This window comes from Caballeronia temeraria, from assembly GCF_001544795.2.
Taxonomy (GTDB): Bacteria; Pseudomonadota; Gammaproteobacteria; order Burkholderiales; family Burkholderiaceae; genus Caballeronia; species Caballeronia temeraria.
On record NZ_FCOI02000008.1, the window covers coordinates 161,173 to 186,277 of the forward strand.

20 protein-coding genes and 1 pseudogene are annotated in these 25,105 nt (G+C 63.0%); 14 read left to right on the plus strand and 7 right to left on the minus strand.

Going from position 1 to position 25,105, the window contains the following annotated elements; translation table 11 throughout:
- Positions 1-603 precede the first annotated feature (603 nt).
- Positions 604-1,866, plus strand: a complete 1,263-nt coding sequence (locus AWB76_RS14410) for a YncE family protein (protein ID WP_244173353.1) — start codon at positions 604-606, stop codon at positions 1,864-1,866.
- A gap of 166 nt (positions 1,867-2,032) precedes the next feature.
- Here AWB76_RS14410 and AWB76_RS14415 read toward each other — a convergent pair whose 3' ends face one another.
- Together AWB76_RS14415 and AWB76_RS40145 are read right to left on the minus strand one after the other, a co-directional pair.
- Entirely contained in the window at positions 2,033-3,007 is a 975-nt protein-coding gene (locus tag AWB76_RS14415; RefSeq protein WP_061160892.1) for a ferritin-like domain-containing protein, read from the minus strand.
- Positions 3,008-3,262: 255 nt separating this feature from the next.
- A pseudogene (locus AWB76_RS40145) lies at positions 3,263-3,993 on the minus strand (methyl-accepting chemotaxis protein); the annotation flags it as partial.
- A gap of 208 nt (positions 3,994-4,201) precedes the next feature.
- Here AWB76_RS40145 and AWB76_RS14430 point away from each other — a divergent pair.
- Entirely contained in the window at positions 4,202-6,940 is a 2,739-nt protein-coding gene (locus tag AWB76_RS14430; RefSeq protein ID WP_061160893.1) for an MGH1-like glycoside hydrolase domain-containing protein, read from the plus strand.
- A 67-nt stretch (positions 6,941-7,007) separates the two neighbouring features.
- Here the strand turns inward: AWB76_RS14430 and AWB76_RS14435 are convergent, their stop codons facing one another.
- Positions 7,008-7,964, minus strand: a complete 957-nt coding sequence (locus AWB76_RS14435) for a GlxA family transcriptional regulator (protein ID WP_061160800.1) — start codon at positions 7,962-7,964, stop codon at positions 7,008-7,010.
- 217 nt (positions 7,965-8,181) lie between these two features.
- Between AWB76_RS14435 and AWB76_RS14440 the strand changes: the two genes are divergently transcribed.
- From AWB76_RS14440 to AWB76_RS14450, 3 genes are all read left to right on the plus strand, one after another.
- On the plus strand, positions 8,182-9,201 hold the full coding sequence (locus AWB76_RS14440) for a nitrilase-related carbon-nitrogen hydrolase (RefSeq protein ID WP_061160801.1): 1,020 nt from the start codon (positions 8,182-8,184) through the stop codon (positions 9,199-9,201).
- A 45-nt stretch (positions 9,202-9,246) separates the two neighbouring features.
- Positions 9,247-9,789 carry a carbonic anhydrase gene (locus tag AWB76_RS14445; protein ID WP_061160802.1) on the plus strand — a complete coding sequence of 181 codons (543 nt, stop codon included), beginning with the start codon at positions 9,247-9,249 and terminating at the stop codon, positions 9,787-9,789.
- 188 nt (positions 9,790-9,977) lie between these two features.
- Positions 9,978-11,672: an ABC-F family ATP-binding cassette domain-containing protein gene (locus AWB76_RS14450; RefSeq protein ID WP_061160803.1), complete on the plus strand. Its 1,695-nt coding sequence runs from the start codon at positions 9,978-9,980 to the stop codon at positions 11,670-11,672.
- A 23-nt stretch (positions 11,673-11,695) separates the two neighbouring features.
- On the opposite strand, the gene AWB76_RS14455 is transcribed toward AWB76_RS14450, so the two are convergent.
- From AWB76_RS14455 to AWB76_RS14465, 3 genes are all read right to left on the minus strand, one after another.
- Positions 11,696-12,472, minus strand: a complete 777-nt coding sequence (locus AWB76_RS14455) for a TetR/AcrR family transcriptional regulator (RefSeq protein ID WP_082864442.1) — start codon at positions 12,470-12,472, stop codon at positions 11,696-11,698.
- A gap of 91 nt (positions 12,473-12,563) precedes the next feature.
- Positions 12,564-13,475: an SMP-30/gluconolactonase/LRE family protein gene (locus AWB76_RS14460; RefSeq protein WP_061160804.1), complete on the minus strand. Its 912-nt coding sequence runs from the start codon at positions 13,473-13,475 to the stop codon at positions 12,564-12,566.
- Positions 13,476-13,526: 51 nt separating this feature from the next.
- A complete protein-coding gene (locus AWB76_RS14465) occupies positions 13,527-14,291 on the minus strand; it encodes an enoyl-CoA hydratase/isomerase family protein (RefSeq protein ID WP_082864446.1) in 765 nt (254 codons plus the stop codon).
- A gap of 350 nt (positions 14,292-14,641) precedes the next feature.
- Here AWB76_RS14465 and AWB76_RS14470 point away from each other — a divergent pair, with 350 nt between their 5' ends.
- The 6 genes from AWB76_RS14470 (at position 14,642) to AWB76_RS14495 (ending at position 20,964) form a co-directional block, all read left to right on the plus strand.
- Positions 14,642-15,979 (plus strand): MFS transporter, encoded by a 1,338-nt coding sequence (locus AWB76_RS14470; protein WP_061160806.1) that lies wholly within the window; start codon positions 14,642-14,644, stop codon positions 15,977-15,979.
- Positions 15,976-18,417: a xanthine dehydrogenase family protein molybdopterin-binding subunit gene (locus AWB76_RS14475; protein WP_082864447.1), complete on the plus strand. Its 2,442-nt coding sequence runs from the start codon at positions 15,976-15,978 to the stop codon at positions 18,415-18,417. The genes AWB76_RS14470 and AWB76_RS14475 overlap by 4 nt, the downstream gene beginning before the upstream one ends.
- Positions 18,414-19,274: an FAD binding domain-containing protein gene (locus AWB76_RS14480; RefSeq protein WP_061160807.1), complete on the plus strand. Its 861-nt coding sequence runs from the start codon at positions 18,414-18,416 to the stop codon at positions 19,272-19,274. Before AWB76_RS14475 ends, AWB76_RS14480 begins: the two co-directional genes overlap by 4 nt.
- Positions 19,271-19,759, plus strand: a complete 489-nt coding sequence (locus AWB76_RS14485) for a (2Fe-2S)-binding protein (RefSeq protein WP_061160808.1) — start codon at positions 19,271-19,273, stop codon at positions 19,757-19,759. The genes AWB76_RS14480 and AWB76_RS14485 overlap by 4 nt, the downstream gene beginning before the upstream one ends.
- Positions 19,749-19,982, plus strand: a complete 234-nt coding sequence (locus AWB76_RS14490; RefSeq protein ID WP_244173355.1) for an EthD family reductase — start codon at positions 19,749-19,751, stop codon at positions 19,980-19,982. The genes AWB76_RS14485 and AWB76_RS14490 overlap by 11 nt, the downstream gene beginning before the upstream one ends.
- A gap of 127 nt (positions 19,983-20,109) precedes the next feature.
- Entirely contained in the window at positions 20,110-20,964 is an 855-nt protein-coding gene (locus AWB76_RS14495) for an NAD(P)-dependent oxidoreductase (RefSeq protein ID WP_061160809.1), read from the plus strand.
- Positions 20,965-21,009: 45 nt separating this feature from the next.
- Here the strand turns inward: AWB76_RS14495 and AWB76_RS14500 are convergent, their stop codons facing one another.
- Complete coding sequence (locus AWB76_RS14500; RefSeq protein WP_061160810.1) at positions 21,010-21,897, minus strand: LysR substrate-binding domain-containing protein; 888 nt, start codon at positions 21,895-21,897, stop codon at positions 21,010-21,012.
- 128 nt (positions 21,898-22,025) lie between these two features.
- Here AWB76_RS14500 and argH point away from each other — a divergent pair, with 128 nt between their 5' ends.
- From argH to AWB76_RS14515, 3 genes are read left to right on the plus strand one after another with little or no spacing between them, the layout of a single operon-like run.
- Positions 22,026-23,459 carry an argininosuccinate lyase gene (argH, locus tag AWB76_RS14505; RefSeq protein ID WP_208606568.1) on the plus strand — a complete coding sequence of 478 codons (1,434 nt, stop codon included), beginning with the start codon at positions 22,026-22,028 and terminating at the stop codon, positions 23,457-23,459.
- Entirely contained in the window at positions 23,453-24,322 is an 870-nt protein-coding gene (locus AWB76_RS14510) for an amino acid ABC transporter permease (RefSeq protein ID WP_061160811.1), read from the plus strand. Before argH ends, AWB76_RS14510 begins: the two co-directional genes overlap by 7 nt.
- 10 nt (positions 24,323-24,332) lie before the next feature.
- Positions 24,333-25,097 carry an amino acid ABC transporter ATP-binding protein gene (locus tag AWB76_RS14515; RefSeq protein WP_061160896.1) on the plus strand — a complete coding sequence of 255 codons (765 nt, stop codon included), beginning with the start codon at positions 24,333-24,335 and terminating at the stop codon, positions 25,095-25,097.
- The last annotated feature ends 8 nt before the right edge of the window (positions 25,098-25,105 follow it).

Consider the following 25,105-nt stretch of genomic DNA (forward strand, 5'->3'; position numbering starts at 1 on the left):
AGTGCGCTGTAAACGATCGGGCAATGCGCGATATTCCGCGATTGCGATTTGGATTTGAGTCGCACGCAAATATCCAAGCCCTGCACACGGATGCAACATTTAGATTGAGAAGTGCCGGCGGCATAGGTTGAGAAATAAAAACGCCGCGGCATGAAGATTGTATTGAGCTAAAGCTTATGGCGAGCTTAAGAAGAAGGGCAAGTTATCCAAATGCACGAACTTAATTTTCTATGTGTTTTTAGTCGTCGAGATTCAGATGGCAGATAGCATCGGTGTTTTTACTTAAAGCGTGTCGGGCAGCCTTTTATTTTCAACTAGGATAACTTACAAATCTCAACTGACTGCATTACGGCGGGAGACATCGGGGGGCGCGCAGAAGCGAATCGGATGCGCAGCGCAGCGCAGTGTTTGCGCCAGGCAGGTTATCGAGGCATGGCTTCTGGCCAGGGTCGAACATTACTAAAACAGTAAGACCTCTCCTTCCGGAAACTTACAGCCGCCGTACGTCCATCAACCATTCCATATAGAAACCATCAAATTATTTGCTGTGCATTATTACGAACGCTTGCGCATGCTTACGCCCATGAATCTCGTTGCGGTGTCTTGACGCCGTCGCGGCATGCGAGCGGCGCTTCGTTAGAAAAAAGACAAGCGCTCCGACGGAAGGAATCTGTACTTTGCCGGTCCCCTGTCCAACGAAGGAGCAAATCGATGAAAATGCCTTTGATCGCGTTACTTGTTACCGCAACGGCCGTGATAGCTGGATGCGGTGGCGGCGACGATTCGAATTCGACCCAGTCGAGCACACCTTCAACCACGACACCCGTGAACTCGAAGCTCCTGACGAATATCGCCGTGCCGAATGCGACGAGTCCGGCGTTCAGCTTTGATATCGGCTATACGGAAGCCGGGCGCTATTATCTGGCCGATCGCAATAACAAGGCCGTCGATGTCGTCGATACGAAATCGAATACGCTCATTGCTCAGATTACCGGCTCCTTTACCGGCGCAGGTGCATCGACCGATGTTTCCGGCCCCGATGGGATCGTGGGAATCACCGGCACGAATACGCTCTTCGTGGGCGACGTGGACTCGATCAAGGTCGTGGATACGGCTGCGCTGAAAACGGTCAAGACCATTCCTGTCAGCACCTCCGGTTCACGCGTCGATGAAGGCTGTTACGACCCGGACGATCATCTCGTGATGTTCGCGAGCCCAGGAGAGACGCCGCCCTTCGCCACGTTCATCTCGACGACTACTCAAACCATCGTGTCGAAACTGGTCTTCAACGGATCGTCAGGGCTCGAAGCCTGCACCTATGATTCGACCACGAAGAGTTTCTATATCAACAACGACGGAACGACAGCCCATCCCGATGGCGAACTCGACGTCATCACGGCAAAGTCGGTGACGGCTGGCGCACCCGTTGTCAGCAAAGCTTTCGCGCTCGATAAATGCTCGCCCACGGGCATAGCACTGGGACCGAATAGCGACGTGCTGGTTGGATGCGATCCTTCAGCCGGCAGCCCGCTCATCACGCTGATTCTGGACCGCAATACGGGGGCGCAGCTGGCTTCCGTGCCTTTCGGTGGCACCGACCAGGTGACATACGATCCGGCCTCGAATCGATACTTCCTGCCCGCGAGGCACTATGTTGCAAGCGGCACGGCTGCTTCGTCGGGGTTCAGTCCTCAGATGGGCGTGATCGACGGCACGACGCGGCAGTTGCTCTACAAGGTCCCGGTTGGCGCGGGCGCGCATTCCGTAGCCGTCGACAGCGGTCTTGGCGAAGTCTATGTCCCGTTCCAGGCGAGCACTTCGACTGCGTTTCCAAACGGAGGCATATCGGTGTTCGCGACGAAGTGATTGCGCAGGACGCTTAAGTTGGGCCATGTGAAAGTTTCAAATGGTACGGACTGCGAACGTTCAGGGTGTCGTCTGAACGTTCGCTTCGTGCTTGAGAGGAGGCTGGGAAACGTCACGCGGCGACCCCTTGAGCCGCCGCGTGGCCATTCGCCGATCGACGTCGGGGCTATGCGAAGGCGCTGCTCATGTGGAGTGACCCGTTCACGCCGGCCGGGAAAAAACCGCCTTGTGTCACTGCGCCTTTATTCAGGTAGACGATGTTGAGCACGTCGTCATAGCTGCGACTGAACGCAATGCCGTTGTTATCGAGCGGCACGATATTGGAGATCTGGTTGTTGACACCGGCAATCCCCTGATCGACGTCGGTCGATGAATCGAGCGAGTCGCGTGCGTCCGAAATGGCCTGCGTCGCGGTCACGAGGCTCGGCGTCTGGATGCCCTTCGAATAGAGCACCGTCCTGACGAGGCTGGCATGGTAGGCCTCCGCCGCGAGAATCCCGGCCGCAGCCTCGAGGTACGTCTTGTTCGTGATGAGCGGAGCGGCGCCCTTGTAGGCCGTCACGCCGACATCTTCGAAAATGAATGCGCCGAGCAGGAAGTTGTTGTCGTTGAGATACGGGTTGAAGGCCGTCCCCGCGGGCGCAAGGCCGGCGGCCTGAGCGGCGAGCGAGAATGCGCCGTTGGGATCGGTGCCCCCGACGTCCAGCGCAGGCATGGCCACCGCAGAGCCGCCTAGCGCGGTTCGCAGGAACGCGACGTGTTCGAGTTCGTCCTTTGCGATCTCCCGAGCGTACGCCGCGACGACAGGATCGGAGAACGTCACCTGCTGACCCGGAATCACTTTGCCTGGCGTGCCCACGCCGCTCATGAGATTGGCCGGGAGTCCTGCCCCGGTCGTCGCATACGCATAGAAGGTCGCTTCGAGATATTCGAGGTTCAGTGCGAAGTTCAGAATCTCGGGATCGGTCGGGCCGGTGGCTGCGTTTGCGTTATCGCCCGATCCGCCGCCGCATGCACCGAGTATGGTGCCGCCCACTAATCCCAGACCCAGCCCTCCCGCGCTGCGAAAAAACTGACGTCGCTTCTCGCGCCGCTCGACACGTCGATCGAGTACGTCTGTCATCGCGTTTGTATCGGCCATGTCCATCTCCTTGTGTTGATAGTTGGACAGCGCCGAGCCGATCCTCTGTTGAATCGAATTCGACGCCGGGAGAGCGGGACGGTTTGCCGGCTAGAGCTTTGCAGCAGCGCAGACCACTCTCAATGGCGCATACGAAACAGGAAGCGAAGACAGATTCGCCGCGTAACAGATTCTTTCAATTGCACCGTACGGCAACAGGGCTTTACCGATAACGAACACCAAGGACTTGCAAACTCGACCGAACGTCTAGTTGATTCAGTGCGTCGCAAGTCGAAAGAACGATACGGCTTCGGTCCGGCGACGTCCCTGATCGTCGAGCGATTGCGATGCCGCCGCCGCTTCCTCGACGAGCGCCGCATTTTGCTGCGTCACCTGATCCATCTGCGCGATCGCGAGGCTCAACTGCTCGATGCCGCGGCTCTGTTCGTTCGATGCCGCCGCGATCTCGTTCATGATGTCGCTCACCTTCGATACGGCGAGCAGCACTTCGGACATCGTCGTGCCCGCGACGCCCGCGAGCGTCGAGCCTTCCGCGATGCGTCCGACAGACGCGCCGATCAGCTCCCTGATTTCCTTCGCCGCGCCCGACGAGCGTTGCGCGAGGCTGCGCACTTCCGCTGCGACGACCGCGAAGCCGCGTCCTTCCTCGCCCGCGCGCGCCGCCTCCACGGCTGCGTTCAATGCAAGGATGTTGGTCTGGAACGCGATGCCTTCGATGATGCCGATGATGTCCGCGATCTGCCCGGAGCGCGCGCCGACAACGTGTTGGCATGCTGCGCGTTCTCCGCGTTCTGCCGCACCGTGGACGTGAGTTGCTCCACGCTCGACGCCGTCTCTTCGAGCGACGCGGCCTGTTCCTCGGTGCGCGTGGAGAGGTCGACGTTGCCGGTTGCGATCTGGCTCGAACCCGTCGCGATGCTGTCGGCCGATTCCCGCACGTTGCCGATGAGCGTAACGAGGTTCTGCTGCATCATGCTCATCGAGGCGGCATCGCTTTACGTCGGTCGAGTCACGATCGGTAAAGAATGGTATTCATACAAGCGGCATCGCTCTGCCACAGAGCAGCTTGATTGCAGCTCTTAATTAATTCCTGCAATAGAGTGAGCCGCCGCGCTACGAGCGAGCATGAAGGCACTCGGCGCCGGATTGTCGAAGCGGCAATCGGTCAGTTCCACGAAATGGACGGAGGAGCAAGTGACTGCAGAACATGACCGGCTCGATGAGGCCCGACGCGGCGGCACACCCTGGAAGAAGTGGGGACCTTATCTGTCGGAACGGCAGTGGGGCACGGTGCGCGAGGACTACAGCGAATCGGGCGACGCCTGGAACTATTTCAATCACGATCAGGCGCGCTCTCGAGCGTACCGATGGGGCGAAGACGGCCTGGCCGGAATCTCCGACGACGAGCAACTCCTGTGCTTCGCCGTGAGTCTATGGAACGGCAACGACCCGATACTCAAGGAAAGAATGTTCGGTCTGACCAATGGCGAAGGAAACCGGGGCGAAGATGTTAAGGAATACTATTGTTATCTCGACTCGACGCCGACGCATTCGTACATGAAGTATCTGTACAAGTATCCGCAGGCAGCTTATCCCTACGACGATCTCGTGAAGACGAATCGTCAGCGCAGCCGCCAGGAACTCGAGTATGAGCTGATCGATACCGGCGTGTTCGACGACGACCGCTATTTCGACATCTTTGTGGAATACGCGAAAGCTTCCGCGGAAGACATACTGATCCAGATCACGGCGATCAACCGCGGCCCCGATCCGGCCGCACTGCATGTCCTGCCGACGCTCTGGTTCCGCGATGTCTGGTCATGGGCCGAAGCGGTGGCGCGGCCGTCGCTTCGTCAGGCCCGGGCAGACGACGCCGGGAGCGTCATCGCCGCTTCTCATCCGGATCTGGGAGCATGGCGGCTCTATTGCGAAGGCGCCGCTTCGGTTCTCTTCACTGAAAACGAAACCAATACCGAGCGCCTCGACGGCACCCCGAATCGTTCGCCTTACGTCAAGGACGGCATCGACCGCTATATCGTGCATGGTCAGGAAGCGGCGGTGAACCCGGAAAAGCGCGGGACGAAGGCCGCCGCGCATTATGCGTTGATGGTCGGGCCGGGTGCGTCAAACGTTCTGCGCATGCGCCTCGTCCGGGATACGCGCGCGCCCGATGCTTCGGCAGAGATTGCGTGCAGCGAAGCGTTCGGCAGCGCTTACGACGCAATCCTGCAAGCGCGCCATCGCGAAGCGGACGAGTTCTATGCGAAGGTCATTCCGGCATCGCTCAATGCAGATGAAACGAACGTGATGCGTCAGGCGCTCGCCGGCATGATGTGGTCGAAGCAGTTCTATTACTACGACGTCGACAGATGGTTGACCGAACGCGGCTCCAATCCGTTCGATCCCAGACGGCGCGCACCGCGCAACGATCACTGGCATCACATGTACAACGCGGACATCGTCTCGATGCCGGACAAATGGGAGTACCCGTGGTATGCGGCGTGGGATCTTGCCTTTCACGTCCTCGCGCTCACGCTCGTGGATGAAGACTTCGGCAAGCAGCAGCTCGACCTGATGCTGCGGGAGCGTTATCTGCATCCGAGCGGACAGCTTCCGGCGTACGAGTGGAACTTCGGCGACGTCAATCCGCCGGTGCATGCGTGGGCGACCATCTTTACGTATCGTCTCGAGCAATACCGCCACGGACGGGGCGATCTCGTCTGGCTCGAACGGTCCTTTCACAAGCTTCTCCTTAACTTCACGTGGTGGGTGAACCGCAAGGATCGGGAAGGCAACAATGTCTTCGAAGGCGGCTTTCTGGGCCTCGACAACATTGGCGTCTTCGATCGAAGCGCACCGCTGCCCACGGGCGGATATCTGGAACAGGCGGACGGCACCGCCTGGATGGCGCTTTTCTGCCAGAACATGCTCGAGATCGCCGTGCAACTCGCGCTGAATAACCCCGCCTATGTGGACACGTGCGTGAAGTTCGTGTCCCACTTCTTATGGATTGCTTCGTCGATGTTGCGCACCGGCGAAGGCAGCGGCATGTGGGACGAAGAAGACGGGTTCTTCTACGACGTGCTGAGATTGCCCGATGGCCGCGCCGAGCGGCTCAAGGTGCGCTCGATGGTGGGACTGCTTCCGCTTTGCGCCGTCACCTCGTTCGATGGAGCGCTGACGGAGCGTTATCCCGATGCCTTCGAAAATCTCAAACGGTTTTTCGCGGCGCGTCCGGAGATCATGGCTTCCATTCACGACATGACGTCGAAGGGTGTCGCCGACCGCCGTCTCGCGTCGATCCTCAACGAGAGGAACCTGCGGCGCGTGCTGTCGAAGATGCTGGATGAGAACGAGTTTCTGAGTCCCTACGGCATCCGCTCGCTGTCCCGGTATCACGCGGATCATCCTTACGTGTACCGCCTGGGTGAACAGGAATATCGCGTTGCGTACTTGCCGGCGGAATCCGACACCGGCATGTTCGGCGGCAATTCCAACTGGCGCGGCCCCGTCTGGATGCCCGTGAACGGTCTCATCATTCGTGCGCTGCTGCAGTATTTCAGCTACTACGGGAACGATTTCAAGGTGGAGTGTCCGACCGGCTCCGGACATCAGATGACGCTCTATGAAGTCGCTGAAGAGATCACCCGAAGGTTATCGAGCATCTTCCTGCGCGGCAGCGACGGCCGCCGGCCTGTTCATGGCGGCAATCGAAAGTTTCAGGAAGATCCGCACTGGCGCGATTGCCTGCTGTTTTACGAGTACTTCCACGGGGACAACGGCGCGGGGCTCGGCGCCAGCCACCAGACGGGCTGGACGGGCATCATCAGCCGGGCAATGCACTTGTTCGCGACCTCCACGCCGGAGCAGTTTCTGCAGACGGGAAGAGCCGCGGCGTTCGTCGAGATAGCGGCCACGAGCGGGACACGATAGGTGGTTACACCTGTACATCAGGCCTTGTCCCGCAACCGCCGTGTCCGGCTGCGTGAACCGGGCGGTTTCAGTTGCCGGTGGCGGGTTCCCGCCGGGCGGTTCTGCGCATGACATCGGCGGGCACACCGAACGTTCGGAGAAACGCACGGCGCATGCGCTCCCGGTCCGCGAAACCCGTTTCCTGCGCGACCACGTTGATCGTGTGGCGGCCTTGCTCGATCATGAATCGGGCTGCTTCCAGGCGAAGCTGTTCCACGGCTTTTGCCGGCGACTGGCCGGTCTCGGCAACGAAGGCACGGCTGAACTGACGCGGACTGAGGTTCGCCACGTCGGCAAGTTCCTCGATGGTGAGGGGATTGCGCAGGTTGCGGCGAATGTGCGTGAGGACGAGTTCGATCCGGTCGGACTTGGGCGTCATATCGAGCAGCGCGGAGTGTTGCAGCTGCCCGCCAAGACGACGCTGATTCATGACGAGGAGCCGCGCGACCATTTTCGCGGTATCGGCACCGAGGTCATTGTCGAGCAACGCCAACGCAAGGTCGATACCGGCCGTCATTCCAGCCGACGTCCAGATCGGCCCGTCGTTGATGAAGATCCGGTTTTCCTCCGTGATGACGTTCGGGAACCGCGCCCTGAATTCCGATGCATGCGCCCAATGCATGGTCGCGCGCCGGCCATCGAGCAGGCCGGCTTCGGCCAGAACGAATGCACCGCTGCATATCGACGCAATTCGTCTCGATACCTCGGCTGCCTCTTTCACGAAAGCCACCACGGCAGCATCGGGGGACGAGATTCGCATTTCCGTGATCGAGCCTACGATGACCGTGTCGAATGCGGCATCGCCAAATGCTTCGGTCTCCAGCTTCATGCCGCCCGAAGACTCGACGGGACCACCGTGTTCAGACAGCACACGGACGTCGTAGCTCCGGCCTCCATGAGGCATGTTCGCAATCTCGAACACCGTCAGGGCCGCGAGGCTCATCATCTGAAATCTTGGCGGCACGATGAAGCCAATCCGGTGCATATCTGATCCTGCCGTCCGAAAAAGGAACGTGATGTGGATGGGCGTTTGCCTGGATGCATTCCCAGATAGTAGCCGCGCGATCCAGAGCAGTGCGCGGTCCGCGCCCGAGCGGTGGATGTCATGAATGGTGGCAACAACGACATAGATCGTAATGGCTCGCGACGTTAAGGTACAAGCACTTCTCTCAACGCTTCGCAGCAACGAAAGGAACATCATCATGTCGAAAATCATCCGGGCCGCAGCCGTTCAGATCGCGCCTGTTCTCTACAGCCGGGAAGGCACCGTCGATAAAGTCGTCAGAAAGATTCTGGAGCTCGGCAAGCAGGGCGTCCAGTTCGCGACGTTCCCCGAGACTGTCGTTCCCTATTATCCGTACTTCTCCTTCATCGAATCGCCATTTGCGATGGGCGCGGAGCATTACAAGCTGCTGGAGCAGGCGGTGACGGTACCGTCGGACACGACGCGCGCAATCGGCGAAGCAGCACGCCAGGTTGCGATGGTGGTGTCGATCGGCGTCAATGAACGCGACGGCGGAACGATCTACAACACGCAACTGCTGTTCGACGCCGATGGCACGCTCGTGCAGCGGCGCCGCAAACTCTCGCCGACCTATCACGAACGAATGGTCTGGGGAATGGGCGATGGCTCCGGCTTGCGCGCAATCGATACAGCCGTGGGGCGAGTGGGCCAGTTGGCCTGCTGGGAGCATTACAACCCGCTCGCACGATACGCGCTGATGGCCGATGGCGAGGAAATCCATTCGGCCATGTACCCGGGTTCGTTCGCTGGTGATCTGTTCTCCGAGCAGATCGCCGTGAACATCCGCCAGCACGCGCTGGAGGCGGGCGCCTTCGTGGTCAACGCGACCGCCTGGCTGACGCCCGAGCAGCAACAGCAGATTCTGCAGGATACCCGCACGACCCAGATCGGCCCGATTTCCAGCGGCTGTTTCACCGCGATCGTTTCGCCGGAGGGCGAGTACATGGGCGGCGCGCCGCTGCGTGAAGGGGAGGGCGAGATCATCGCCGATCTGGATTTCTGGCAGATCGACAAGCGCAAACGCATGATGGACTCGCGTGGTCATTACAGCCGTCCCGATGTGCTTGGCCTTGTGATCGACCGCGCGCCGAGGTTACACGTCATCGAGCGGTCGGTACGTGCGCCGAGTGAAGAGCGCGGAATCAGCGATACCGGCGTCGAGTGCGCATCGCGTGAGGGCGCTGCGGCAAACGCCTGACATTCAACCACGCAACATCGAGTCAACTACGAAGGAGTGAGCAGAATGAACTTCAACGATGTCATGCTGGAGCGCAATGCCGAGTTCGCACACACGGCGTTCGCCCCTGAACTGAAGATGATGCCGTCGACGGGAACGATCGTCATCGGATGTGTCGATCCGCGCGTCGATCCCGCTACTGTGCTTGGCTTGAAGCAGGGTGAGGCGGCCGTCATTCGCAACGTCGGCGGCCGGATCAACAAGCCGTTGCTGGAAACGCTGGCGGTGCTGAGGGTTGTAGCGAAAGCAGCGGGACGTCCCGATGGTGCGCGCAATCTCGTCCTGCTTCAGCACACGGATTGCGGGATCATCGGCTGCCACACGCACGCACCCGCGTTGCTCGCGAAGCATCTTGGTGTCGAGGCGGACACGCTCGACGAACTCGCCATCACCGAGCCATACGAGGCGGTGGCCCTCGACGTCGCGGCACTCCGGGCCAACAAGGACCTTCCCGATGATCTGGTTGTGTCGGGGCTGGTTTACGACGTTAAAACGGGCCTCGTCAAGACTGTTGTTCCTCCCGCGCCATTGCGTGAGACTGCAGGCTGAGATCCGCTGGAGGAAGAGCAGGCACGTCGCCGTGTCTTCGTCAGGCCCGGTGAATCCAGTACCCGCCACGCTTTGTGGGCCGATGTGCCCCGCAAATCGCAACTGGCCCTGCGCTCGTCCAGCCAAAAAAGCGATAGGCCTGTAGGTCAGGTGGGCTATCATGCCTTTCCTCTCCGAAGTAGCTCCCTATGATTTCCGTCCGTAATGTCACGCTGCGCCGCGGCGTGAATGTCGTGCTCGACCGCGCATCCGTCACCTTTACCCCCGGCGAAAAGATTGGCCTGGTTGGCCGCAATGGCGCCGGCAAGTCGTCGTTCTTCGGCCTTCTCAACGGCACGCTGCACGAGGACAGCGGCGAGTTCTCGATTCCAGCTGCGTGGAAGATGGGCCAGGTTGCGCAGGAGATGCCGGAGACCGAGCAGAGCGCGACCGACTTCGTTGTCGAGGGCGACACCGTGCTGCTGGCCGCGCAGGCCGAAGTGGCAGCCGCCGAGGCCAGCGACGACGGCATGCGCATGGCGCACGCCTATATGGACCTGCACGATGCCGGAGCGCACGATGCTCCGGCGCGTGCCCAGGCGCTGATCCTGGGCCTCGGTTTCACTGACGCGCAGCTTAGTCAGCCGGTCAACAGTTTCTCCGGCGGCTGGCGCATGCGACTGCAACTGGCGCGCGCGCTCATGTGCCCGTCGGACTTGTTGCTGCTCGACGAACCGACCAATCACCTTGACCTCGACGCGCTGGTCTGGCTGGAAGCGTGGCTCAAGCGCTATCAGGGAACGTTGGTCGTGATCAGCCACGATCGCGAATTCCTCGATGCGGTGACGCAGGTCACGGTGCACGTCGACAACGCCAAGCTCGTGCGCTATGGCGGCAATTACAGCAAGTTCGAAGACATGCGCGCCGAGCAGCTCGTGTTGCAGCAGGCGGCGATGGCCAAGCAGGCGGAAAAGATCGCCCATCTGCAGAAATTCATCGACCGCTTCAAGGCCAAGGCGTCGAAGGCGAAGCAGGCGCAGAGCCGGGTCAAAGCGCTCGAACGCATGGAAAAGATCGCGCCCGTGCTGGCCGACGCAGAGTTCAGCTTCGAGTTCAAGGAGCCGCTCAACGTCCCGAACCCGCTTTTGTCGATGCTGGATGCGAACTTCGGCTATCCGGCGCCAGCCGACGCCCCGCCGGGCACGCCACCGACGGTCATCGTGCGGGGCATCAACCGATCCGTGCTGGCCGGGCAGCGCATCGGCATTCTCGGCGCCAACGGCCAAGGCAAGTCCACGCTGGTGAAGACGGTGGCGCACGCGCTGGCGCCGATCGCCGGTGAAATCAGCGAAGGCAAGGGCCTTAACATCGGCTATTTTGCACAGCAGGAACTCGACGTGCTGCGTCCTCTGGACACGCCGATGGAACACATGATCCGCCTTGCCAGGGACACGCCGGCGCACATGCGAGCGCCCGGGCAGAGCGGCACCGAGCAATCGCTTCGCACTTTTCTCGGCAGCTTCAACTTCAGTGGCGACATGGTGCATCAGGCGGTCGGCACCATGAGCGGCGGCGAAAAGGCGCGGCTCGTGTTGTGCATGATCGTGTGGCAGCGTCCGAACCTGCTGCTGCTCGACGAGCCTACGAACCACCTCGACCTCGCCACACGCGAAGCGCTGGGCATGGCACTCAACGAATTCGAAGGCACGGTGATGCTGGTCAGTCACGACCGGTCGCTGCTGCGCGCGGTATGTGACGAGTTCTGGCTCGTCACCAAGGGCGGCGTCGAGCCCTTCGACGGCGATCTGGACGATTACCAGCAGTTCCTGCGCGACGAAGCCCGCCGCTTGCGAGGCCTGAGTGTCGTCGATCCGGCTCCGAGCGGTCATCCGGCATCGCCATGAACATTCGGCGATGCCGTTCCCGCTTACTCTGATCGAACCTGTTCCGCCCGACGAGAGCGCTTCGGCACTGCGGCTTTCGCCGCGCGTTCCGGGGGGCTCTCCACCGAATGCTCGACCAGCGCCCGAACGCCCGCCGCGGCGAATCGCACGAGTTGCTCGTAATGCGCGGTCGATGTCGAGGTCCGCGCGGAAGCGCCCAGGCGCGCGGCACGCCCGTTGAGTGCATGCGCCTGCTGCCGTGCGCCGACGGAAAACAGATAGGCCCACGTGGCGTGTTCGCGCGAGATGCCCGGCATGACCGTATGCAGCGCATCGATGATGCGTTCAGCGATCGGGTCATAGTAAGTCTCGCGGATTCGCCGCGAACGCTCGTCGCTGCCGAGGCTGACCGACGCCACCAGTTGCACGTAAAGCGCCAGATTCACGGCATCCTCGCCATGAAAAATCTCCGACAGCGGCGTGAAGGCGATCGTCAGCACGTCTTCGACGGTGGCGGTGCGTTCGCTCGCGAACAGGTCGTCGAGCAACTTGCCACGGTGTTGATTGATCGCTGACGAGCGCCGCTCGAATACGGCCTCGTAGAGCTTGTCCTTGGTCGCGTAGTGATAGTGCACGAGCGCCTGCGCGACGCCCGCTTCGTCCGCGATGTTTCGCATGCTCGCGCCGGCGTAGCCATGCTCGCCGAACACGCGCTCGGCCGCATTCAGGATCGCGGACAGGCGCGTTCCCGGCGCGCGGTCGGGTTCCTGAGCGCCGTTGCCGGCGTGTGCGGACGCCTTCTTTTCGCGTGGTGTTTTCATCTCCGCAGACTCCGTGGCCTTACTATTCGATCGATCAGTCAGTATATCGCGATCGTCGCGACCTAACGCGACGATCGGCCCGCGCACGCCCTTATCCGAGAAACTCCGGCTCCGGCAGACCCTTCACGCCGGGCCGCACCGCGAGCACGTTGCCCGCGAGCGGCTGCTGCGCGAGTTCCTTCTCGCTCATCCGCCGGCGCGCCGTCGTGATGAAGAGGGTATCGAGGTCCGGACCGCCGAAGCAGAGGCTGCTCACGCGTCGCACCGGCAAATTGACGACCATGTCGATTCTCCCGCGCGGGTCATAGCGCGTGACGCACCAGCCGTCCATGTTCGCGCTCCAGAAGCAGCCGTCGGCATCGACGGTCGAGCCGTCGCAGATGCCGCGCCCGAGCGGCACTTCGGCGAACTTGCGGCGGTTGTAGATGGCGCCATCGACCGAATCGTAGTCGAACACGTCGATCTGGCAGCTGAACGAATCGGTCATGTACATGAGCCGGTTATCGGGGCTGAAGCTGATGCCGTTGATGCAGGTGATGCCTTCCATGATCAGATGCGGCTTCAGATCGGGATCGAGACGGAAGAGACGCCCGCGCGGCGTGTACGCGGCCGCTTCTACCGTACCGGACCAGTAGCGGCCGTGACGATCGCATTTGCCGTCGTTGAAGCGGTTCTTCGGCCGCTCGGCGTCGGGGCGCGCCACTTCGGTCAGCTCGCCGGTTTCGGGCGAGAAAAAGTAGAAGCCTGAGCGCATCCCGACGATCAGGCCGCCCTTCGCGCGCAGACCGATGCTGCCGATTTCTTCCTGCATCGGCCAGCTTTTCTTGGCGCCGCTCGACATGTCGAGGCGATGGATCGCCTGCCCGATGCCATCCACCCACCAGAGCAGTTGCGTCTTCTCGTCCCAGATGATCGATTCGCCCAGCACATCGGGCGTGGAATCGATCACGTCGATGACCGAACCCACCATGTCGATCGGTCTCGTGATGCTGCTGACAGTCATGTTGCCTCCTTGATCCTGACGTTGATATATCGACGAATCCGGGCCGTCCGCTCAGACGGCCGGCTCCCTCATGCGGGCGATGCCTTCGAGCGCGAGTCCGTAACCCAGGACGTCGTGCAGGCGAGATTTCAGTTCCTGATTCAGGCAGGTGCGCGTATAGCGTCGCACGAGACGCGGTTGCCTGAGCATCGACCTGGCGAGTTCGCGGGCCCGCGGCAGCAGGTCTGCCGGCGGCAGCACTTCGTTGACGAGGCCCATCTCCAGCGCCTCGCTGGCCGAGATGCTCTGACCCGTCAGCAGAAAGTAGTGGCCGCGCGCGCGGCCCATCAGCAGCGGCATGATCAGGTGCATGCCGTCGCCCGGCACCATGCCGCCCTGGAAGTGCGCGGTGTCCTGGATCGTCGCCGTGTCCGATGCCAGCACGATGTCGCCGAGCAGCGGAAGCTCCGCGTGCCGCACGGCCGGCCCGTTGATGATGCTGATCACCGGCGCTTCGATATTGAGCAGGTTGATGAGCAGATGCTTCGCTTCCCAGTAGATCGGATCGTAGATCGTGGGGGTCATCGAATTGCGGTTCTGGTGCATGCCCGGCGCGATGGACGGCCCGCTGAACGCATCGCCCGTGCCGGTCATGATCACGACGTCGTTTTCCCGGTCGCGGCCGACGTCGAGAAACGCCTGCTCGAACTCGCGGTGTGCCGTCAGATTCCACACGAGCGGCCCGCCGTGCGTGTGGAAGTGCATCTCCAGTACGCCGTCGGTGCGCGTCATGCGGATGGTCTCGAACTTGTCTGCGTAATCGTCGAAGGTGCTCACGGCTCTGTCCTCTGCTGAACGTTGAAAATCGCGCCGGCGCACGCCGACGAAGGCGTTGGCATGCATCCACGCAAGGCAATCAAGCGCCGATACTAGTCCTGACTGATCGATCAGTCAACAAGGGAAATTCCGGTCATGCTTCCGGTTGACCGGGTGTTTGCTCCTCCGTTACTGTGCTGACTGTTCGATCGATCAGTTTTCGATATGAACAACTCGCCGCCTTCGGGTGCGCCCTCACAAGAGCAGATGCCGCGGACCATCAGCATGTCCGCAGGTTCAAGGAGACAGCTTCATGAGACGCTTTCCGTCGTTCGTATGCCGTTCCGTCCACCCCCATTGAGAGGGCCATCATGTCGCGCAAAATCGCTCTCGATACACACTCGCCCGCCCCGGCGACGGCCCAGATGGACACGCAACGTGCGCTGTATTTCAAAGTCGCGCTGCGGCTCGTGCCGCTGCTGATCGTCTGCTACGTGGTCGCGTATCTGGACCGCATCAACGTCGGCTTCGCCAAGCTTCAGATGCAGGACGCGCTCGGCTTCAGCGATGCGGTGTACGGTCTGGGCGCGGGCATTTTCTTCATCGGCTATTTTCTGTTCGAGGTACCGAGCAATCTGCTTTTGCAGCGCATCGGCGCACGCAAGACCATCACGCGCATCATGCTTCTGTGGGGCATCACCGGCTGCGCGATGGCGACGGTATCGAGCCCGGCGGCGTTCTACGGGCTGCGCTTTCTGCTCGGCGTGTTCGAGGCCGGCTTCTTTCCGGGCGTCGTGTACTACCTGAGCCAGTGGTTTCCACGTCATCGCCGCGGCCAGATTCTCGGGCTTTTCATGACGGGCTTTCCGATCGCGGGGGTGATCGGCGGGCCGGTGTCGGGCTGGGCGATGTCGCGGCTCGGCGGCGTCGCGGGTCTCGCGGGCTGGCAGTGGCTCTATATCGTCGAAGCGGCTCCTGCGGTGCTGCTCGGCATCGTGACGTGGTTCACGCTGTCGGACGACATCGGGCGTGCGAAATGGCTGACCGAGCCGGAGCGCGAAGCGTTGCGTCATGCGTTGCGTGCCGAAGGCAGCGACACGGAGGCAAAGCATACCGGGCAGTTGCGGCAGGTGATCGCCGATCCGAAGGTGTACGTGATGAGCTTCGCGTATTTCACGTTCATATGCGGCACGTATGCGCTGAGCTTCTGGTTGCCGACGGTCCTCAGGAGCGCGGGCGCGACGAGCGTGGAGCGCGTCGGCTGGCTATCGGCGATTCCCTACGGTATCGCGGCCGTCGGCATGGTGCTGATCTGCCGCAACTCGGACCGGCTGCTCGAGCGTCGCTGGCATGGCGCGCTGGCCGCCTTCACAGGGGCAATCGCGCTTTCGCTGCTGCCGCTTATGGCGCATGATCTGACTGCGACCATCGTGTTGCTGACGATCGCATCGACTACGGTGTTCGTCACGCTTCCGCTGCTGTGGTCGCTCGCGTCGGACTACTTCGCGGGCTCATCCGTGGCTGCTGCCGCAATCGCCTTCGTCAACAGCCTCGGCCTGCTAGGCGGCTTTGCCAGTCCGTTCGCAATGGGCTGGCTCAAGACCCTGAGCGGCACGCTGAGCAGCGGGCTTTATCTGATGACCACGCTGCTTGCACTGGGTGCATGCGCGCTGCTGTGCATGCGTACCGGCCGCCAGGCGAATGCATGATCAACCAACGAACGTCGACGCCTGCGCAAGCGGGCACGCACGCGGCCAACATGGAACAGACCTTCAAGGATGCATCGCCGGGGAGCCTGCTCGGAGAGAGCGTGGCGCGGCTCGATGGCGCGCGCTTCGTCTCGGGACGTGTCGACTACAGCGCCGACCTCATTCCTCGCGACGCCCTCCATCTCGCCATACTGCGCAGCGCGCATGCGTGCGCGAGGATCGTGTCGATCGACCTGTCCGACGCGCTGGCGATGCCCGGCGTCGTCGCGGGACTGACGGGCGAGGACGCGGCCCGCTTCAGCGATGCGATGCCGCCGGCGATGGACCTGCCCGCGAAAGGCGCGCGCGGTCCGCTACAGAGCCGCTGCCTCGCGCTCGGAGAGGCGACGTACTTCGGTCAACCCGTGGCGGCGCTCGTGGCGACATCGGTTCACGATGCGCAAGCGGCGCTCGCGAAGATTCGCATCGACTATGAAGTGCACACGCCGACCGCGAGCGCGCGCGACGCCTTGCGCGACGGTGCGCCGATCGTCCAGCCCGGCTGGGACACGAATTTGCTCGTGCACGACCGCATCCGCTCAGGCGACGCCGATGCCGCGTTCGCGCGCGCGGCACATATCGCGCGAGGCGAATTGACAATCGGCTCGTCGACGAGCGCGCCGATCGAAACGCTCTGCTATGTCGCCGAGTGGGATACGCGCGGCGAGCGTTACGCGCTTACCGGCACGTTCCAGAATCCCCATACGAGCCGCTGGCTGATCGCTGCGGCGCTGCGCGTGAAGGAGTCGCAGGTGCGCGTGATCGCGCCGCGTATCGGCGGCACGTTCGGGCTCAAGATGGCGGGGCATCCGGAGGAAGTGCTGGTCGCGCTCTTCAGCCGGCTCACGAAGCGCCCTGTGGCATGGATCGAGGAGCGTCGCGAAACCCTGCTCGCGGGCGCGCGTTCGCAGCATCACAGCTTCGAGATTGCCGCGGATGAGAACGGCAGGCTGATCGGCTGGCGTGATCGCATCCTCGTGGATGTCGGGATCATCGGCGCCGGTCATAGCTGGGCGATGGCGCTCGTGACGCCGGCCGTGTTTCCGACCGTCTATACGATCGAGCATTGCGATGTCGAGTGCTCGCTGGCCATGACCAACCAGCCGCCGTGGCAGGCCATACGCGGTTACGGCAAGGAGATCGGCAATCTCGTGCTCGAACGCGCGATCGATCTGCTCGCGCAACAGACCGGCATGGACCCGATCGAACTGCGCCGCCGCAACCTCGTCGCGCGCGAAGCCTTGCCGCGCCTTCTGCCATCCGGCCTGAACGTGGACAGCGGTGACTATCCGGGCGGCCTCGAGCAGTTGCTCACGATGTTCGACTACCCGCGATGGCAGGCGCGGGCGCGCGCCGCGCGCGATTCGGAGTGCCGCATCGGGATCGGCGTTGCGTTCGAACTCACGCCGGAGGGCGGCGCACGGCCGGGCAATTTTCCGAACGGCTACGAGACATCCACGGTCCGCATGATGCCGTCGGGCGACGTGCAGGTGCTGACAGGCGTGACGTCCCCCGGCAGCGGCAGCGACACCGGCATCGCGCAGATGGTCGCGGGCGAGCTCGGCTTGCGCGCCGACCAGGTGAGCATCATCGAAGGCGATACCGACGTGACGCCGCTCGGCACCGGCAACGCCAGCAGCCGTGCGCTCATGTACGGCGGCACGGCGGCGTACCTCGCCGCGCGCGAACTGCGTGACCGGCTAGCGCAGTGCGCCGCCAACATGCTCGGCGGAAAGGCCGACGACATCGTGCTGCGCGACGGGCACGCGCGCCGCCAGTCGAACGGTGCGCAGATCGCCGTGGCCGAGCTCGCACTCGGCGCCCACTTGCGTCCGTTCACCGTGGCTGCGGGCGTGACGCCTCCGCTCGAAGTGACGCGCAGCTTCGCGCCGAAGAACGTGCGCGTGGAGCCGGACGCGCAAGGCCGCATCGCCACGTATCCGACGTTCTCGTATTCGGTGCATGCCGTGGCGCTCGAACTCGACATGGCCACCGGCAACAGCACGCTGCTCGACTATGCCGTGGTGCACGACTGCGGCGCGATGGTCAACCCCGCGCTCGTGGAAGCGCAGTTGAGGGGCGCGATCGTGATGGGCATCGGCGTGGCGCTGTGGGAACTCATCAGGATGGACGAGCAGAATCGCATGATCACCGATCGCTTCAAGAGCTATCTGCTGCCGCGTGCAAACGATCTTCCGCCGATCCGCGTCGGGCATCGCGTGACGCTCAATCCGTTTCATCCGCTCGGGATGAAGGGCGCGGGCGAATCGGGGCTCGGCGGCGCGCTTGCGGCCGTCAGCAATGCCGTGGCGAATGCGCTGGGTGACGACGCGTGCCTCGCGCACGTGCCGGCGACGCCCGCGCGCGTGATCGCTTCCTTGCAGGAGCGATTCGCATGATAGGGCATCGCTTCGATTTTCATCAGCCAAAGGAACTCGACGAAGCAGCGGACTTGCTGGCTCGCTTCGGTGAGGACGCGTCCGTGCTCGGCGGCGGCACGATGCTGGTGCCGTCGATGTCGGCGAATCTCGTGCGGCCCGCGCATCTCATCAGTCTGAGCGCGCTCGGTCTGGATTCGATCGTGCTCGACGGCACGCACCTGCGTATCGGCGCGATGACGACTTACGCGCAGCTGCTCGCCTCGCCGATCGTCGCAAGCCATGCGCCGCTGCTCGCCGCGATGGCCGCGCAAGTCACGGGCGGCGCATCGATCCTCAATCAGGGAACGCTCGGCGGGGCCGCGAGCTTCGCGAATCCATCGTCCGATGCGCCAGGCTGTCTTGCGGCGCTGGAGGCCGTGTTCGAATTGCGCTCGTCCCACGGCAAGCGTTGCATGCCGGCGCGTGATTTTTTCGCCGATGCGTTTCGTACGGCGCGGCGCGCGGACGAATTCCTCACGGGCATTCTCGTCCCGCGCGACGCGACGCTCATCGGCTGCCAGTACCAGAAGTACAAGGCGAGCGCGAGTTCGTGGCCCATCGTGACCGTCGCGTGCTCGTTGCATCGTGGCGCGCAAATGAGCGTGCGGCTCGCGGTCGGCGCGGCAGGACGCCGGCCGGCGTACCGCTGCTTCATGATCGAGGAGAGATCGTTGCTCGCGCCCGATGCCGTCATCGAGCAGGCGGCGAGCACAGCGCTCGATCTCGTCGGCGAAGGCTGGAGCGACGAACTCGCGGATGGTCATTACCGCCGCGCCATCGTGCCGGGTGTCGTGAGGCGGCATTTGCGCACGCTACTCGCGGGAGCGAAGACATGACAGGAACGATTCAGGTGCGGCTGACGCTCAACGGCGAGTCGCGTTTCGCGGACGTGGACTCACGGCTGCTGCTCGTCGAACTGATCCGCGATGCGCTGGATGCAAAAGGAACCCGCGTCGGCTGTCTGACCGGCGATTGCGGGGCGTGCACCGTGCTGGTCGATGGCGAGGTAAGAAAGTCCTGCCTCATGCTGGCGGCGTCGATTTCGGGCAACGATGTGCGAACGATCGAGGGCATCGAAGGCATCGAGACGCTGCAGGAGGCGTTTATCGCGGAGAACGGATTCCAGTGCGGCTTTTGCACGAGCGGCATGATCGTCGCGGCCGCGGATCTGTTGAAGCGCAATCCGTTGCCGAGTCACGAAGCGATACGGCGCGCCATCAGCGGCAACCTGTGCCGATGCACGGGCTACGAGAGCATCGTCAATGCAATCTATCGTGCGGCGCATGGCAACTGCTTATCAGGAGGAAGCGATGACGAATGATTCCGCCGTCACGGTTTACGTGACGTATGAAGGCGAACCCGGCGCGCGTTTCGATCGGGCTTACTACGTCGGGCATCATCTGCCGCTCGTCATGCGTCACTGGTCGCATTACGGCCTGACCGGTGTCGCTGCGTTTTTTCCGGCGGCGGAGCAGGCCGGCGCGCTCGTGATCTGCGAATGCCGGTTTCGCGACGAAGCCTCGGTCGATGCGGCGTTCGCGTAGCCGGAAGCCTCGGAAGTGATGGCCGATCTGCCGCACTTCACCGAGATCGCCCCGCGCCGTGCGCGGGCATTATCGCTATAAATTTAGGATTCCTACTGTCGACGTTTCGAATCCGGGAGACACATTCATGGAAATCGGCATCATCGGTCTTGGCGCGATGGGACGCGCGATGGCGCGCAATCTGGCGCAGGCGGGACATGACGTGAAGGCGTGGAATCGCTCGGGCGGAACGGTGGACGGCGTGGCGACGGTCGCCTCGCCGGTCGAGGCGTTTCAGGGCGACGCCGTGCTCACCATGCTCTCCGACGACGATGCGATCCGCTCGACGCTCATCGCGTCCGGCGTGCTCGCGCAGGCGAAGCCGGGGCTCGTTCATGTGGTCACGTCGACGATCTCGGTTGCGTTCGCGCGCGAGCTCGTTGCGGCCCATGAATCGGCACGCATGGGTTATGTTTCCGCGCCGGTGCTCGGACGCCCCGACGTCGCGGCGAAGGGCGAACTCAACGTGCTGGCGGGCGGCCCGCCCGATGCCGTGGCGAAGGTGCGGCCGCTGCTCGACGTGATCGGCGGTCGCGTCTGGGATATGGGCGACCAGGCGCCGACCGCCAACGCCGCAAAAATCGCCTGCAACATGATGATTACGATGGCGATCGAAGCAATGGCCGAAGCCGTCGTCCTGACGGAGGCAAACGGCTTGCCGCGCGCGCGATTCTTCGACCTGATCCTGAACACGCTGTTTGGCAGTCGCTCGTATCAGGTTTATTCCGCGAACATCGCAAAGGGAAACTACGAGCCGGGCTTCAAGGCCACGCTCGGCATGAAGGATCTGCGGCTGGCGGCCGAAGCGGCCGAGGAGGCGGGCCGTGTGTTGCCCGTGCTGGCGGCGGTACATGCGCGCATGGCTCAAACGATCGCGGCGGGAATGGGCGATCGGGACTGGTCGGCGATGGCGAAGTTCACGATCGAGTCCAACGATCCATGACGCGAGCAATGGCCGGGAACAGCTTTTCGATCATCCGCTGCACGCTCATGTCGACTCGCTGAGTTGCTGTTCGAGCCAGAATACGAACACAGATGCGAGCGCCGATTCAGCGCGCTCCGGCGGCCGCACGATGTGATACGGATGGCGCGAGGGCACCGTCGCCTTGAATGGCCGAACGAGCGTGCCTTCGACGAGATCATCGCGCACGGAGATGCTGTCGCCGAGTGCGACGCCCTGACCGTGCAGGGCGGCTTCGATGGCGATATGCGCATTGCCGATCTCCAGAATGCGCATGCGCTCGGGATGCTCCACCTTGGCTTCCATGAGCCAGCGCATCCACGAACCGGCGTGTTCGCAGAAGAGCGCATAGTGACGCAGGTCGTCGGGCGAGCGGATCGCCTTCGGACCGTTCATCAGCGCGGGACTCACCACCGGATAGAGCGACGGATGCTCGATTAGCGTCACCGAACGGTCTTTCCAGTGCGCTTCGCCGTAACGGATGCAGACGTCCACGTCAGGCGAATAGACTTCCTTGTCGTCGTTCGACGGAATCAGCTTCAGCTTGATCGCCGGATAGCGATGCAGAAAATCCCCGATATGCCGCGCGAGCCAGCGCGAAGTGAACGACAGCGGCGCCGAGACGACCAGATCGCCTGCGACGACCGTTTCCCCGACTTTCGCCACGGCCGTGGCGATCATCTCGAAAGCGCCGCGCACCGAGGGCAGCAACGCTTCGCCCGCCGGCGTGAGCTTGAGCCGCGCCCGCGAGCGAATAAACAACTCGACGCCGAGCGACTCCTCCAGCACGCGCACCTGATGGCTGACCGCGCTTGCCGTGACGTTCAACTCGTCGGCGGCTTTGGCGACAGTGGCATGGCGCGCGGTCGCTTCGAAAGCGCGCAGCGGATTGAGCGGCGGCAGACGGCTACGCATGGTCGTTCGGCACGTTCACGATTGAGATGCTGAGAAAAATTTCATTAAAGCAGGTTCAAAATCTCGCTACAAACAAAAAAATTGTAGGCCTATGCTCGTCGTGAACTCAACGTGACGAGGACGAAGGCATGAAGGTGACGGAAGGGACCGAACGACTGTGGGGCGGGCGTTTCAGATCGGCGCCGGCGGCCGAGCTCAAGGCGCTCTCGCGCTCCGAGGAAAGCTTTTTCAGGCTCGCGCCGTATGACCTGGCCGGCTCGAAGGCGCATGCCCGCGAGTTGCAGCGCGCGGGCGTACTCAACGCGGACGAACTGCAAAGCCTTCTGGCCGAAATGGAGCGGGTGCGCGCTGAATTCGTCGAAGGGCGGCTTGCGCCGTCGCCGCACGACGAGGACGTGCACACGTTCCTCGAGCGCGTGCTCACCGAACGGCTCGGCGCGGCGGGCGCGAAGCTGCGCGCGGGCCGCTCGCGCAACGACCAGGCCGCCAACGACCTGCGCCTGTTCCTGCGGGACAAGGCGCGCAGGATCGCCCGCGACGTGATCGCGCTGCAGGACGCGCTCGTCGCTCAGGCGCAGACCCATCTGCGCAGCTATAGCACGGGCTTCACGCATCTGCAGCCGGCGCAGCCTGTCGTGTTCGCGCATCAGTTGCTGGCGCATGCGCAGGCGTTCTATCGGGATGTCGATCGCCTGATCGACTGGGACCGCCGCAGCGCGCGTTCGCCGCTCGGCGCGGCGGCGCTCGCGGGCTCGGCCATCTGCGTGAATCCGGCGCTTTCGGCGCAGGAGCTCGGCTACGACGCGCCCTGCGAAAACTCCATCGATGCCGTCGCGGCACGCGATCACGTCGCGGAATTCCTGTTCGTGACGAGCATGCTGGCAGTGGACCTGTCGCGTCTCTCGGAAGAGGTGATTCTGTGGACCTCGCGCCAGTTCCGCTGGGTCGAGCTCGACGACGGCTACGCGACCGGCAGCTCGATCATGCCGCAGAAGAAGAACCCCGACATCGCCGAACTCACGCGCGGCAAGGCGGGGCGTCTGATCGGCAATCTGAGCGGCCTGCTCGCGACGCTCAAGTCGCTGCCCCTCGCGTACAACCGCGATCTCGCCGAAGACAAGACCGCCGCCTTCGACGGCATCGACACGCTCGCGCTCACGCTGCCCGCGATGGCCGGCATGATCCGCACGATGCGCGTGAACGTCGACGAACTGCGCAGGCAGGCGCCGCTCGGCTTCACGCTCGCAACCGAAGTGGCCGACTGGCTCGCGCTGCGGGGCATTCCGTTCAGCGAGGCGCACGAGATCACCGGCGCGCTGGTGCGCGTGTGCGAGGAACGCGGCATCGAGTTGTCCGATCTGACGGCGGACATGCTCGCCGCGGTCGATCCGCGTCTTCATGCCGATGTGCTCGACCGACTCACGCTCGAAGCCGCCGTCGATGCACGCAGCGGCTTCGGCGGCACGGCGCCGGCGCGCGTCGTCGAGCAGATCGATCGACTGAAGCTGGCGCTCGCGCGGCAAAGCGAATGGGCAAGCGAATACGGAGGTCCGGCATGTTGAGCGCAGCCGAGCAGACGCAGCATTCGATGACAGCGGAGCAGCCGAAGCTCGAGCGCGTGCGCCGCAGGTACTGGGGCCGCTATGTGGCGTCGGCGGCGATCGTCGTCGTGATCGGATATATCGTCGCGGCGTTCGCGCGCGGGCAGATCGAGTGGCAGACGGTCGGGCGCTTTCTCACCGCACGCACGATCCTGACGGGCCTCGTCAACACCATCGTGATGACGATTCTCGCGATGGCGCTGGGCATCGCGCTCGGCGTCATCACGGCGGTGATGCGGCTCTCCAGCAATCCGGTGCTGAGCTCCATTTCGCAAGGCTACGTATGGCTCTTTCGCGGCACGCCGGTCATCCTGCAACTGCTCCTCTGGTTCAACCTCGCGCTCGTGTTTCCGGCCGTCGGCATTCCGGGCGTGTTCACGCTGCGCACGGTCGATGTCATGACGCCGTTTCTCGCGGCGCTTCTCGGGCTGGGCATCAATCAGGGCGCGTATACGTCTGAAGTGGTGCGCGCGGGGCTGCTGTCCGTCGATACCGGGCAATACGAAGCGGCGAAGTCGATCGGCATGCCGCGCCTTCAGGCACTGCGCCGCATCATCCTGCCGCAGGCAATGCGCGTGATCGTGCCGCCCATCGGCAACGAGCTCGTCGGCATGGTCAAGCTCACGTCGCTCGCGAGCGTGATCCAGTACGCGGAGATGCTGCACAACGCGCAGAACATCTACTACGCGAACGGACGCGTGATCGAACTGCTGATCGTCGGGGCGATCTGGTATCTCGTCGTCGTCACGGTGCTTTCGTTCGTGCAGACGCGCGTCGAGCGCCGCTATGCGCGCGGCGCGGGCCGCGCGTCGAGCCGTCAGTGAGGAGACAGGCATGAATCCAATCGTGCGCGCATCGGAAGTGCGCAAATCGTTCGGCGAGTTCGAGGCGTTGAAGGGCATCACGCTCGATGTCGCCGAGGGCGAAGTGCTGTGCATCATCGGTCCTTCGGGGTCGGGCAAAAGCACCTTTCTTCGCTGCATCAATCAACTCGAAACGATCAGCGACGGCTCGCTGTGGGTGAAGGGCGAACTGCTCGGCTACCGGCAGAGCGGCAACAGGCTCCATGAACTTTCGGAGAAGGAGATCGCGAGGCAGCGTCTCGCGACCGCGATGGTCTTCCAGCGCTTCAACCTCTTCCCGCACATGACGGCGCTGGAGAACGTGATCGAAGGCCCGGTGCATGTGCTGAAGCGGCCGCGCGCCGACGCGATGAAGGAAGCGCGCGCGCTGCTCGAACGCGTCGGGCTCGGCCACAAGTGCGATGCGTTTCCGGTGGAGCTGTCGGGCGGCCAGCAGCAGCGCGTGGCCATTGCGCGCGCGCTCGCGATGCATCCGCAATTGCTGCTCTTCGATGAACCCACGTCCGCGCTCGATCCAGAACTGGTCGGCGAAGTGCTCGCCGTCATGCGCGGTCTCGCGCAGAGCGGCATGACGATGATCATCGTCACTCATGAACTGGGCTTTGCGCGCGAGGTGGCGAATCGCGTCGTGTTCATGGATCAGGGGCAGATCGTCGAGGCGGGACCGCCGGAACAGGTTCTGTCCGAACCACGCCATGCCCGCACGCGCGATTTCATTTCCGCCGTGCTGGCCTGAGAACGTCC